10 protein-coding genes are annotated in these 12,733 nt (G+C 62.6%); 6 read left to right on the plus strand and 4 right to left on the minus strand.

Features of this window, described 5'->3' with window-relative positions; genetic code table 11:
- Positions 1 to 24: 24 nt before the first annotated feature.
- Complete coding sequence (locus tag AC04PT_RS03900; protein WP_482872204.1) at positions 25 to 1,044, minus strand: hypothetical protein; 1,020 nt, start codon at positions 1,042 to 1,044, stop codon at positions 25 to 27.
- Positions 1,045 to 1,706: 662 nt separating this feature from the next.
- Here AC04PT_RS03900 and AC04PT_RS03905 point away from each other — a divergent pair.
- Positions 1,707 to 2,006 (plus strand): hypothetical protein, encoded by a 300-nt coding sequence (locus tag AC04PT_RS03905; RefSeq protein WP_482872205.1) that lies wholly within the window; start codon positions 1,707 to 1,709, stop codon positions 2,004 to 2,006.
- Between the two features lie 28 nt (positions 2,007 to 2,034).
- Here the strand turns inward: AC04PT_RS03905 and AC04PT_RS03910 are convergent, their stop codons facing one another.
- On the minus strand, positions 2,035 to 3,918 hold the full coding sequence (locus AC04PT_RS03910) for a class I SAM-dependent methyltransferase (protein WP_482872206.1): 1,884 nt from the start codon (positions 3,916 to 3,918) through the stop codon (positions 2,035 to 2,037).
- Positions 3,919 to 3,924: 6 nt separating this feature from the next.
- Here AC04PT_RS03910 and AC04PT_RS03915 point away from each other — a divergent pair, with 6 nt between their 5' ends.
- The 4 genes from AC04PT_RS03915 to AC04PT_RS03930 all read left to right on the plus strand — a co-directional run bounded on the left by AC04PT_RS03915 (position 3,925) and on the right by AC04PT_RS03930 (position 10,195).
- Positions 3,925 to 6,132, plus strand: coding sequence for a glycosyltransferase (locus AC04PT_RS03915; protein WP_482872207.1), 2,208 nt, complete (start codon positions 3,925 to 3,927; stop codon positions 6,130 to 6,132).
- A 3-nt stretch (positions 6,133 to 6,135) separates the two neighbouring features.
- The gene (locus AC04PT_RS03920; RefSeq protein ID WP_482872208.1) at positions 6,136 to 7,917 is read left to right on the plus strand and encodes a hypothetical protein; all 1,782 of its coding nucleotides are present in this window, start codon (positions 6,136 to 6,138) and stop codon (positions 7,915 to 7,917) included.
- Complete coding sequence (locus AC04PT_RS03925; RefSeq protein ID WP_482872209.1) at positions 7,914 to 8,474, plus strand: hypothetical protein; 561 nt, start codon at positions 7,914 to 7,916, stop codon at positions 8,472 to 8,474. Before AC04PT_RS03920 ends, AC04PT_RS03925 begins: the two co-directional genes overlap by 4 nt.
- Positions 8,475 to 8,683: 209 nt before the next feature.
- Positions 8,684 to 10,195, plus strand: coding sequence for a tetratricopeptide repeat protein (locus AC04PT_RS03930; protein ID WP_482872210.1), 1,512 nt, complete (start codon positions 8,684 to 8,686; stop codon positions 10,193 to 10,195).
- Between the two features lie 49 nt (positions 10,196 to 10,244).
- Here the strand turns inward: AC04PT_RS03930 and AC04PT_RS03935 are convergent, their stop codons facing one another.
- The gene (locus AC04PT_RS03935; protein WP_482872211.1) at positions 10,245 to 11,114 is read right to left on the minus strand and encodes a protein kinase domain-containing protein; all 870 of its coding nucleotides are present in this window, start codon (positions 11,112 to 11,114) and stop codon (positions 10,245 to 10,247) included.
- Between the two features lie 167 nt (positions 11,115 to 11,281).
- Here AC04PT_RS03935 and AC04PT_RS03940 point away from each other — a divergent pair, with 167 nt between their 5' ends.
- Positions 11,282 to 11,908, plus strand: a complete 627-nt coding sequence (locus AC04PT_RS03940; RefSeq protein WP_482872212.1) for a hypothetical protein — start codon at positions 11,282 to 11,284, stop codon at positions 11,906 to 11,908.
- 9 nt (positions 11,909 to 11,917) lie between these two features.
- On the opposite strand, the gene AC04PT_RS03945 is transcribed toward AC04PT_RS03940, so the two are convergent.
- A complete protein-coding gene (locus AC04PT_RS03945) occupies positions 11,918 to 12,691 on the minus strand; it encodes a heparin lyase I family protein (RefSeq protein WP_482872213.1) in 774 nt (257 codons plus the stop codon).
- Positions 12,692 to 12,733: the final 42 nt, after the last annotated feature.

Below are 12,733 nucleotides of genomic sequence, written 5' to 3' on the forward strand. Positions count from 1 at the left end.
CGGCTTTACATGCTCCAGCCGTCATCATTCAGAGTCCTGCTGGATCAATGCGCCAAGCTGGGTCGAAGGCTCGCCGCCGATGACAAGCCCCGCGACCGAGAAGTCGTTGCTGGTTCCCGCAGGCGCGACCAGCGTCACCTGCCTTGCGGTGGTCGCTTGGCTCACTTCGACCCCGATCTCGCCGTTCGGCACGTCCCCGAAGGTGCGTCCCTGTTCCGCCGCGGTCTGCAGGCTGTCCAATTCGCTCGGGTTGTCCAGGATGCTCACGATGATCTTGGCGTTGTGCGTGCCCTCGGGATAAAGATTGATGATCGAGCCGTCCGGAAAGACTTCGGACAGGTCGTATTGTAACTCTTCACCGTCCTCGAACAGGTTCAGCTTCTCCGGGTCGACATCGCCGAGCTTGATTTCGAGAAGACCGGCCTCGCCATCGATGTCGGGAACGATGAGCATCGCCACACCGTCCGAGATGACCAGTCGGTTGATGAAGTCGCCTCCATTCTGAAAATCGAACTTGCTGATGACCTTGTTGAACATGTCCTCAGGCAGGTACCGACGGCCGCTGATCTCGATAACCGACGGATCGGTGCTGTCACCGGTTATCTCTACCCGGGCGAGCTCATAGTCCTCTTCCTCGGCAAGTGCCGCGGCGGCATCCGTATACCGGATCGATTCGCCGTAGAAGAGGTCCGAAAGCCAGATCTTCTCGATGCTGAGCGGCTGTTCGAACGAAATTTCGAGCCGCTCGTTGAAGTCGATCTCGTCATCCTGACCGCCACCCAGAATCCCAAGGCCATCCACCGGGTCCCAGTAGATCTCGGCCTTCTGGCTTTCGCCCGATGAATCAAGCCGGGTGAACGCTGAAATCGTCACGCCATCGATGGTGCAGGTATCCACACCAAAGCATTCGCGATACTTGATCTCACGGAAATCAAGCTCACCCTTCAATTCCTGATCGATCACATTGCGGTCGGCTGCATTGGAGCTCTGTGCCGCAAAACTAATCAACAAGTAAAACAATACATATTCGTAGCGCATTTTCATCCGATCGGTAATAGTTCCCACCAGATGTCGATACCGCCCAGGCGTGCGTCCTGCTCGACTATTGCCTGTTCAAATAATGCCGCACTCCTAAGAAATTCGACATCAGACCGATTGTAGACACGATTTCATCAGCTTGTCTATTTTTTTTGACGTACCGTAAGCCGGCTTGATATTTCCGTCGACGGACCAGGTCCCGGCCCCACAACCGAAGTGGAATTAGCCCCATACTAAATACCGCTAAAGCAGAACTACTTTAGTGGGAGGACGATACCCCGTGCCCTACGCAGCAAATCGCACGAATTGGGCCGATATCCCGGCCTCGAAATGCGCCCGGCAACCAATTCGACGGCCAATTGCGGCGGCGACGACAAATATAGGAAACAGATTGTTTCAATTGCCGGCACTGCCCGGAACGCTGTTGCGCAGCGCCGCTTTTCCCGGCGGTGGTGCCTTTAAACCTATGCTTAAGACCTCTCCGGTATCCTTCCGCATAGGCGCAAGATACAGTGGTTTTCATGTGTTTCGACCACCACATGAAGTGTCGAATTCGGGACACGCGATTGCCTCAATCTTGCCAACTTGCGTTGCGATAAGCTAGACCCTCACCTGAGCGGGGACAGACACCCGTCCAAGAACACGAGCACGGGCTACGGAGCAGAGGAATGAAAACAGGCTTGAAAACTGCGCTGGGCGCAGCTGTCATGTTGGGCATCGCGCAGACCGCGCTGGCGGCCCCGAAAGTATGCGCGCCGCGCGAAACAGTGGCGCAGCGTTTGCAGGAAAAGTTCGGCGAAACAGTACAATCGGTCGGCCGCACGCCGACGGATTACGTGGTCGAGGTCTACGCGTCGAAGTCCTATGCCACCTGGAGCGTGACGGTGACCAAGGCGGGCGGGCTGACTTGCCTGATCTCCACCGGCAAGGGCTACAAGAAGCTGCCGCAGCAATACGCCAAGCTCTGACAGCCGAATCGTTTCGGTCCGTTCCGGTCTATCTCTTCACGCGGGCCAGGCACGTCAGGTTCTGGGTCAGGAAATCACGGTCGGTCAGATAGGGATACCGTTCGCGGATCTCATCCGTAAGTCGATCGCCACCGACCTCTTTGCCCGACGGAAGCTCGTCGCAGCTTTCGATCTCGAAATACTTCTCCGTCAGGGCCATGATGTCATCAAGGCGGATCCTGTTCAGACCGCGGGCGATGTAATGCTCGGGTTCCGGCTGGTACTCGACATGTCCCCAATCGATCAGCTCAAGCTGTGCCGGGTCTGTCACATCCATCAATTTGACCGTCTTCGGCGCGCAGTGATGCCCATTCCAGCAATAATAATTGTGGTGGTTGAACAACAGCTTGCCGCCGTCGCGAAGCACCTTCGCGGTATTGACAAAGGCCTGTTCCAGCCCATGCAGATGCTCCGTCACATTATGCATGATCGCCAGATCGAAGGTTTCGTCGGCACCGATTTCCTCGACCGTCTGCGGTGACACGCGCCACGCGCCGACGCGCGCGGCGATCTCATCGGGCGTCCAGCCGAACCCCTCCCGATCGGCGGTGCTCATGTTCTTGACCCGGTCCTTGTCCATCCGGATGATCGGATCCACCCCGAAATAGCTTTTTGCACCGGCGGCAAGATAGCCAAGGCCATGCAGGCCCGGGCCGCAGCCGATATCGATGATGTCTCGGTCATGAACCTCGTTGCGGACCTTGCTGGGCCAGGCCAGATAGCCGAACTGGTAGGCACGGGCCAGAATGTCCGGACAAAAGTCCTGTGCCCGGTTGGGGCGATTCGCCGTGTTGATCCAGTACCCGCGATAGACCCGCTCGATCCCGTGGTGGAACTTCTCGGGCACCTCCTTGGGGATCACCGCGTGATGTGCGCCGATCACTTCCGTCAGGGCGTCGAGATGCAACTGGTCCACGCCCTTGGTCTTATGCATCCGGGATGCGAGTTTTTCCCAGACACGTTTCAATCGACGCGCCTTCGGCATGTCTGACACATGCTGAAACGCCTCGGAGAAATCCCCGGCAAGGAAAGACCTGATTACGGCCGCGAACCGATACGGATGCTCCTCCGCAAGGCGCACCGTATCCGGCATGCCCGGCAATCGTGCCCGCTCATCCGGCCTCTGTCCGCTCAGATCATCATACCGCCCGGCCTGCGGGCCCTTGGTCAGCACCAGCATATTGCTGCCGGCGTCGACCTCCTGCTCCGGGGCGGCCAGCACCCCCTCCGCCAGCAGCCACTCCACATAGGCAGTCATATCCGCCAGCAGCGGCGTCAGACCGTTCTTCAGGCAGATCCGCGCATCGGCACAAAGATGTTGCAGGACCGGCCGCAGGCAGTGTTCAAGCTGATCCGCGGTTTTCGGGGCGTCGATGACGCACAGTGAAATCGGCCCGTCCGACCATTGAAAGTCCTCGAAGCTCACATCATGGATCGTCGCATCAACCGCGTGCTCCGCAAGCGACGCCTCGAACACCGGGCGGAAGGACTTTCCGGCTTCGACCAGGCCCGGCAAGCGCTTGTCGTGAAGCGACGTCCATTGGAAATTGTCGACGACATGCAGGCGGCCCCGCTGGCCAAGCACCACGCTGAATGCACCCAGCCAGGGCCCGAATTCCACGATGGTTTCGCCAGAGCCGACGTCGCGCGCAAGTTCTTCGACAAGTTCGATGTCGGACTCCGCGACCATGCGCGGCACTCCCTCGCTGAACGCCTCGCGAAATTCGTTGCCATCTCGCGTTTGCGTGCTCATGATCGCTCCATGAATTCTGGCCCACTCGACCTCAACCGTAGTTTCCCGGTCACAGAACTTCAAGCCCGCCGCATGGTATCGGACTTGATAGCGGCGGGGGACGTTCTTGTCGCATTTCAAAAGCTTATGTCGTCAGGCTTACAGCTCGAAGATGCCCCGGCCCTATGGGAGCGTCTGGGCCACTGTGCGCGGGACAATGGATTTCACGGCATCGCGCAAGAGGTCCAGCTGGCGCTGTATGACACCGGAATGCACTCGTCCGATACGGCGCTCGAGTTGGCCCGCTACGCGCTGGAACAGGGTCAGAACGCACGCGCCGAATACTACCTGACCGAGACCTTCGGACCCGAGCCCGACGATGACGAGGCCCGGTCTATCCTTGCGGCAGCGATCGCGCGAAAATCCCCGGACAAGGCGCTTCGCCTCTTGCAGGACGGCACCCTGATCAGCGCCAAGCAGGCCGTCGTCTGCATAGACGGCTTGCGGCGCGCCGACCGCCTGACAGAGGCACAAACCATCGCCGAACGGGCACTGAACCAGTTCGCGGACAGCGACAATCTCAGGGCGCGACTGGCGCGCATCAGGGAAGCGCTGTTCGACTGGCACGGCGCGCTTGAAATCTGGCGCGCGCTCGGCAACACCGCCGGCGATTTTCAAAGCGAAGCCCGCATCAATCAATGCCACCTTCTGCTGCGGCTCGAACGGCGCGACGAGGCGATTGAGGTCGCCAGCGCCTTGTTCGCCGAAGATGCGCGGCTTCTGCATCGTGTCGAAGCCGCCCGGCTGCTGGGGCAAGAGCACCTGATCTGCAAACTGCTGGGAACGCCCGGCCAGCTCAAAGCCATTCAGGACAATGACCCCGAGGACTGGAAGAAAACCTGCAACTGGCTGCTGGATCGCGGCTATATCGGGATCCTGGCCTGGCTTGCAGGTCAGAACATCAGGATCGGGCAGCGACTGAGGAAGGTCGTCAATCTCGTGCTGAGTGCCGACCGGCGTGCCGAGGTGGCCCGCCAGTCGCTCGCGCAGGCCGCACGTCTGCGCAGTCCCGAGTGTTTTCTGCCGATTCCCCGCGACGTGATGGAAGAGATCCGCGAAAGCCTGCACGAGGAAAGCGATGTCGGCAGCCGGCCGGGAACGATCTTGCTTGTCAACGCGACCTTGTCCGCGGGCGGCGCGGAACGTCAATTCCTCATGCTGGTTGAGGCGCTGCTGGCGCAGGGTCATGCGCCCGAGGACATACATGTCGCGGTATTCTCTCTCGTTCGCGATCGCAACCATTCGCACTTTCTTCCCCCATTACAGGCGCTGGGCGTCACGATCCACGATCTGAGAAACCTCAACACCCGGTTTGCCACCCTGCCTGACCCCGTCAAGCCGCTGATCGCTGCCCTGCCGCAGCCCCTGCGCGACGATGTCTTGGTGCTGTTGCACCTTGCCGACCGCTTGCGCCCGCAGGTCATCCACGGCTGGCAGGACCGGGCGTCGATGGCGGCCGGGTTGGTGTCGCTGCTGATAAACACGGACCGCATCGTGATGAGCGCGCGCAATATGCAGCCGCAGAAGCACGGCGACTTCACGCCCTATACCGCGTCGCTCCTGAAGACGCTGGCGCATCGGAACAACGCGGTGCTGACCGCGAATTCCGTCGCGGGCGCAAGGGATTACGAAGAGTGGCTCGCGTTGTCGTCGGGCACGGTGCCAACCGTCAACAACGCTCTCAGGACCGAAGAGTACCGGTCGCTGCACAAAGCTGATGACCGCCGGCCTTCACCCGGTGACACCGTCGTGGTCGGGGGGGTGTTTCGGTTGGCCGCCAACAAGCGCCCCGAGCTCTGGCTCAGAACCGTGGCGCGGCTTGCCGAGATCTCGGAATTCAGCATCCAGCCCAGGCTGGTGGGGGCCGGTCCCTATGCCGCAAGGTTGCAGGACCTCGCCCTCCGGCTGGGGTTGCAGAACTTCCGGATCGAAAGTGGCCTGTCCGGACCTGACAATATCTATGCCGGCATGGATGTGCTTCTGCTCATGTCGCGCATCGAAGGGACGCCGAATGTCGTGCTCGAAGCCCAGGCCGCCGGCCTTCCGGTGGCGGCCTGCGACACCGGCGGCACCGGGGAAGCGCTGTGTCAGGCCACGCCGGAGGCCGGGCTGCTGCTGCCGGTTGACATCTCGGCCGAGGACGCCGCGGCGCGCATCGACGGCTGGCTGGGCAGCGCCCTGCGCAGCGACCACCGGGTTAGGGTAGGCCACGTCGAAGAGAAGTTCAGCCTCGACGTGCTGGGCCGCACCATCGCGGGTCTTTACACTATGTCGCCGTCCGGCGGAGCGGAGTAACGATTGGCAGAGTCACGCGCCCGAACACTCGGCATCCTGTCGGACAGCAACGATCCGGTTGCGGACCTGCTTCAGGATCATCCCGTCACGCGGGATGCAAAGCTAGTCGCCATTCACGATATTGCCGCCGCAAGGCACATCGTCGACGCGGTGCTGGCAACATCGCAGCAGGCGTTCATCGCCGCCGCCGAAAGCCTTGCACAGGCGAAGGTTCCCGCGACCGTGATCTTGCGAAGACAGCAACCGGGCGAAACCCGGCAGGACTGGCTGAACGGGCTGGCCTTGGCCAGCGCGCTCACTCGGCGCGATGATCTGGCTCTTGTCGAGATGGTGGCACTGACCACCTCAGCCGGGGCCGCCATCGCCGAGGCCACGGGTGCAGAGATCGAGGTGCTTGACCCGCTGTCTGCCGTGGCCGGGCGCCTGCCGACCGCGCATCTCGATCCGGAACAGAATGAAATCACCATCGCGGGTCTGGAGCCGCGGAGCATGGCCTCCAGCGCCGTGAATTACGCCCGCCTGCGGCGACGCCTCCGGCTGGACACGACAGAGACCGCGCCGGACGACACGCACGATATCCTTGAATTCGCCCGCGGCACGACGGACGCCCCTGCCCCCGTATCCACGCCCGCCGCCGCCCCGGCGGTGCTGTTCATCGTCACCAACGGCACCGGCCTCGGGCATCTTACCCGGCTTCTGGCCATCGCGATGGAAATCCGGCGCACATCCGGCGTGCGACCGGTATTCTGGTGCTACTCATGGGCCGCCTACCTGATCGAACGACACGGCTTTCCGGTGATCTCACGGCCAACCGCAACACATCTGTCTGCCGAGCGGTCCGATTGGCAGACATGGGAGACCGCCGAGATCGCCGCGTTCCTGCGCGACAACGGCGTCGCGGCCCTGATTTACGATGGCAGCACGATCAACCCCGCCTTCCATCAGGCGCTGCGCGAACCGGGGACCGGCCATTGCGCGCTGATCTGGATACGCCGGGCCATGTGGCAAGAGGGCTCGGACGCTAGCGTTCTCGAGGCCGAACAATATTGCGACCTGATCCTCGAACCCGGCGATCTTGCCGAGACCATGGACCGTGGTCCGACGGTCACGTCTCGGCCGGAATATTCGGGGTTTTCCAGATATCTGCGCACCGCGCCGGTGCTGCTGACCGGCCGCGCCGACCTGCTGTCCCGACGCGCGGCACGGCGGCGTCTGGACGTGTCACGGTTCCGGCCGCTCTGCCTCGTCAACCTCGGGGCGGAGTCGCTCACCACCCATACGGCGCTGGCTGCGCAAATCTCGCATGCGGCGCAGACCACGGGCATCCGCTTCCTCTGGGCACGCTCACCGCTGGCCACCCCCGCCGCCAATCTGCACGGCGTGGTGCAGCAGGTGTCCACCTTTCCCCTGGCCCCGCTGTTCAACGCCGCCGACGGGATCATTACCGCCGCCGGATACAACAGCTTTCACGAAACGATGGTATTGGGACAGATGCCGGTGCTGTTCGCCCCTGCGGTCCATGCGCGGCTGGACGATCAGATGGCACGTGCCCGATATGCGCAGTCGCAGGGATGGGGACAAGTTCTGGATGACACCGATGCCGCCGGAGAAACCAATGTCTTCAACGCCTTTCTCGAGGTCGTGCGCCGCAGGCAATCGGTCGACCGCAAGCTGGACGAGCCGCAGGGCGTGGCGCAGATGAGCCGCGAAATCTGCCGGATCGCTTTGGGGGAGGCGAATGTCTCGGACGCGGATGACCTTCCTGCCACGGGCCGTCGCGCATGAAGCCCCCTGCCCTCGCCCCACGCGCAGACGGTCCCGCGACCGCGCCCGAGACAGGTGCACAGGCCCGTCTGGCCAACCTCGAATTCCGCAACATGGTCTACGAACTCGAGGCAGGCACCTGGAGGATCGCGCCGGCGGACCCTGCTGGCCCGGACCAGCCCGGCGACGCCCCTGCCGTTTCGCATCCGGTCACCTCTGCCAGCGAAATGCGTGCCCGGATGCTGCCGTCCCTCAACGTGCCGCTGGGCCGGACCGCCACGCATCGCGCGCCGGCGTCGCTTCCTGCGATCGGCATCCTTGTCCGGGACATCCCGGCGCGGAATCTCACGATGGCCTTCATCCGTTTGATGAGCGAACATCATCGCAAGCCATTCGGGCGGCTGCTGTTCATTTGCAAAGGCCTCGAATTGGTGCCGTTTCTTGGCCGCTATGGGTTTGCCAGCTATCGGTTGGTTCGGCCGGAATTGCAGGACGAATTCGAATTGCTGAAACTCAGATATGGCTTGTTGCAGGTCCGCGATATCGAAAACGGCCACGTGATTTGGCCGTCGACCTGACAGGGCCTATAAAGGCCGTCGCCGCCAAACCAAGCGGCGCAGAATGTTCTACACTGTGGAAAAGTTGGATTTCTGACGATTTTTCGGGCATTATCAGCGACTGCGGGAATTAATCCCCCGCCGGCTGGCGGACAATTATTTGAATGTAACGGGAGGATGACTTTATGTCGGTTCGGTTCTTGATCTTGTTAATCTTTGGTTTTGCGGGCTTGCCATTTATTGCAGGGACAGCCGCGGCGGCCGAGGACCAGCTTACCCCGGCACAAATCGCGACGCTGAACGATAGGGCGGAGGCAGGCGATGAGCACGCCCAATTCGAATTGGGCGATGCCTTGTGGCGCGGCACGGGCCAGAACCGCGATTATGCCCGCAGCCTCGAAATTTTCGTCGACCTGGCAAACAAGGGCAATGCCCGCGCCATGGAGCGCGTCGGCATGTTCTATGACCGGGGCATGGGGGTCGAAAGCGATCAAGAGCGCGCGATCGAGAATTACCGGGCCGCCGTGGCGGCGGGCCGCACCTATTCGCTGCTGTCGCTGGGCAGGTCACTCGTGAAGCTGGACCGTGGCGAGGAGGCGCTGGACACGTTCAACCGCGCTCTGGATGCCGGAGAGGAAAAGGCACGGCTGGAACTGGCGCTCGGGCACCTTGGCGGCGATTTCGGCACGAAGTCCGATCCCGAAGTGGGCCTCGCCAGCCTTAAGGTTCTGGCCGACTCGGGCAACGCACGGGCTCAATTTGCCCTCGCCGATGCCTACCGGAAGGGTGACGGCGTGCCCGAAGACCACGCCGCCAGTCTGGCGATATTCACGCGGCTCGCCGCCGACGGCAATGCGCGCGCGATCGAACGCGTCGGACTGTTCCACGAACGTGGGATGAGCGTCCCGCAAAGCAATGAACGCGCCGCCGAAAACTATGCCGCCGCCGTTGCCGCCGGGCGGGACTATTCGCTCGTGGCGCTGTCGCGCACCCTGCTGCGGGTGGGCCGCCAGGAAGAGGCTCTCGACGCGCTGGAACAGGCCGCTGCGGCCGGCATTACCAAGGCCACCCTGCCGCTTGCCGAGGGCCATGCCCTGCGCAAGTTCGGCGCGCGCTCCGACCCCGCTTACGGACAGTCCGAGCTGGCCCGTCTCAGTGCCGCCGGCGACACTTCGGCCTTGCGCACGGTGTTGCGGCAGGCCGCCCGCGGTGCGAAGTTCACATTCGACATGACCCCCGTTCTCGGCGCTGCCGAAGACGCCGCGAAGACGGACGATCGCATCCTCGAATCCCTGATCGAGCTCTACCGCGAACGGCCCCGCATGGCCGAGAACGCCCGCGCCAGGCGCATCGAACTTCTCGACGCCTACGGCGCCACACTGGACCCCGAGGTCCTGACCTCCGAGCGGATACACCTGGCCGTGGAAACCAACCGCCGCCCGCAGCGCTATATCAAGGTCAAGGAGATCCTCGACACCGCAACCGGGGACGCCTTTACCGCCGGGGTCCTGACGACGTTCCGGGCGGACCGTCGCGCCTATACCTACGTGCTTCAGAACCAGTTGGCCGATCTTGGCTACTACCGCGGCCGCCACAGCGGAAAGATGACCCGGAGGACCATCGCAGCCATACAGCGTTTCTGTCAGGATGCCGGGGTCTGGAGTGACTGCCGCCACGGTCCGCTGCGCAGCGCATCGGCCCGCCTGATCGGGCACGAACTGTCGCAGAAGCGAAACCGTTAGACAGGCGCAGCCCTGATCCCGGCGCGTCACGCCGCCGCCGGGGTCCGGGCTATCTCGGTGTTTCCGGAAGCCGGAATTCATCCGGCCGGCCGTCCGGGTCCGGGTCCAGGCAGGCGGCGAGGAAGTGCTTGTCCTCGTCGGTCATGCCGTGCCGGTCCAGTCCCGCCAGCAGCTTCTCCCTGCCGCTCAGGAATTCCTCGCGATACTGCCGGGCCGATCCGGTCTCGCCCGCGACCGAGTTCGACCACAGCGCCTTGCCGACGACAAACTTGTACATCAGGCTGCCAAAGGCGAAGTAATCCGACCGGACCGACGCCCGGGTCCGATCCGCATTGATCAGCTCCGGCGCCAGATAGAGGTAGGTTCCGTTACCCAGAGAATCCGGTCCCTTGTACTTGAGGAAATAGGACACGGGCATCGACGAGTCGAAGTCGAACAGAAAGAAACCGTTGTCGACAAAGGCGACATTGGCCGGCTTCAGGTCCTTCAGGAGGATCGGATCGGGCTGGCCATGAAAAACCTCGAACACCTCGTGAATGAAGGTCCAGAACACGATCAGCCGGGCCCGATCCCAGTCGGTCTTGCGCTGCCTGTCGACGGTCTGGCCGCCGACCCAGGACCGCAGCAGCCAGGACGTGTCGTCTGCCTTCTCGATCAGCGTGGGGGCCCAGGGCCGCCCGGCGACGACCTCTTCCAATGTACGGATATCGCGATCGGGGAATTTCACGTGTGTGTGTTGGACCGCGCGATGATCGAACAGGTTGCGGTGGATCTTCAGGCAGGTCACGCCATGTTCGGCGGTCCAGGCCTTTATCGCGAAATGGCGCGAGCTGCTGAAAACGTCCTGAATGGAATACCTCGAAACCAGGCTGCCCAGGATCTGCGCCGACCGCAGGTGTACGTCATCGAGTGTCGTCATGGCATAGTTGATAGAGACCGCGCCGCCACGAGGCAAGCGTGCCGAACCCGCAGCTTTGGCCGAAGGGCTTGAGAAACTGTCGAAAAGCCGGGATTATCACGGTTCTAAGTTGTCTGGCGGCCGGCCCCGATGCGCTCCGTCCGGCCCCCGTAGGAATGGCGCGAGACGTGACAGACCTGATTGAAATTGAGCCAAGCTACCGCAATGCTTGCCCGGACGCCTTCCTGCGCGATCCTCTGCACTATTTCGAACAGCACGGCATCAACGTGAAGCCGGGCAAGATCAAGATCGACGAAGATGGCCGGGTGCGGGATGACCCCTCTGCCGTCAAGGACCTGCCCGGCTGGCGAAGGCGGTCAGGACCACCGCTCCTGACCGTGGCCAAGCGGGTCGATACGGCGAAGGGTCAGGTCGGTGCGTCGGGCAACCCGTTTCATGAATGCGACATCCTCGAAGCCCTGCGCCGCCTCGATCTGCCGGCAGCGGCCGTCGTCGGCCGGATCGCGCAAGCAGGAACCTACCTGTTTCTGACCGCGCGTATCCCGGGGTGGCGTCACTGCGAACTTCGCGCCGCGGCCAAGCGCGGTGCTCAGGGGCTGACGCCGGACGCGCTCGCCCATCTGGAGGCACAGGCCGATGTCCTGATGGCCGCCTTGCGGGCCAGGTTCGAAGACGCCGGCGTCAGACGCGGCTGGAAACTGAATGACATGGTGTTCCAGGTCGATCTTGCGCGTCTGCACGTGGCCTCTATCGTCCCGACCGATTGGGAACGCACCAAGATCATCCCGTTGTGAAGCGACCCGCTACCAAAGGGGCGCATCGCTGCTGCTGACCACCCAGTCGTCGAAGTCCACCGATTGATCGTAAGGCAGGACATCACGGTAGATGCCGATCCGGGCTTCATAGCGCCGCGTGTCGACCTCCAGGCTGTCATGGCCGGACCGTTCGGTGACGACATGCCCGTCGATCGAGATCCGGCAATACCCGTCCCGATCGGACCGGAAAAGCCGCATCTCAACCTCGTGCCAGTCGCCGTCCAGCACATCGACGACACCCCGGTCGATCGTCACGAGGTTCTGCACCTGCTTGTGCTTGTCCGCAGCGGACCGGGCGCCTTGATAATCGACGCATTTGGCCGCGCCGCCGCGATCGAGGTACAGCGCCGCGGCAGGTGAAAACCCGCCCCGCACATGCGCCTTGATCTGGGCGATCATGGTGCGCCTGTCGGCTTGGAAACCGTCGGCCACGCGAAAGCGAAACCGCTGTACCGTGTAAAGCCCCGCCGCGTGCTGCCCAAGCTCGACCCTCTCGGTGCTGTCCGGCCCGTCCGACGGGCTGCCGTAAGTGCCCGGGCGAATGGTGACCGCAAGAACGCCGTGCCGCACCCGCGCCAGATCAGCGGCATGGTCGATCCAACTGGGCAAATAGGTGAAATCCGTGGTTTCGAATTCGTTGACGACAGCCTGGGCCTTCGCAGTCGCGCCCCAATTGGCTAGGGTCAAGGCAATGACAAGGGCAGAGGTCACGCCACGATGCGCACGCGAAGCCAAGGAAATGACGGTTTCGGAAAAGGTCATGGCTCGAACCTACGCGCCGGAACGGGCCGTGGCAATTGTGGG

The sequence above is a fragment of the Litorisediminivivens sp. KMU-197 genome, from assembly GCF_056858395.1.

What these genes read in the sequence shown, in the direction of transcription:
- AC04PT_RS03900 (WP_482872204.1), bottom strand. Translation starts at nt 1,044, where the DNA reads ATGAAAATGCGCTACGAATATGTATTGTTTTACTTGTTGATTAGTTTT.
- AC04PT_RS03915 (WP_482872207.1), top strand. Translation starts at nt 3,925, where the DNA reads ATGTCGTCAGGCTTACAGCTCGAAGATGCCCCGGCCCTATGGGAGCGT.
- AC04PT_RS03925 (WP_482872209.1), top strand. Translation starts at nt 7,914, where the DNA reads ATGAAGCCCCCTGCCCTCGCCCCACGCGCAGACGGTCCCGCGACCGCG.
- AC04PT_RS03945 (WP_482872213.1), bottom strand. Translation starts at nt 12,691, where the DNA reads ATGACCTTTTCCGAAACCGTCATTTCCTTGGCTTCGCGTGCGCATCGT.
- AC04PT_RS03935 (WP_482872211.1), bottom strand. Translation starts at nt 11,114, where the DNA reads ATGACGACACTCGATGACGTACACCTGCGGTCGGCGCAGATCCTGGGC.
- AC04PT_RS03905 (WP_482872205.1), top strand. Translation starts at nt 1,707, where the DNA reads ATGAAAACAGGCTTGAAAACTGCGCTGGGCGCAGCTGTCATGTTGGGC.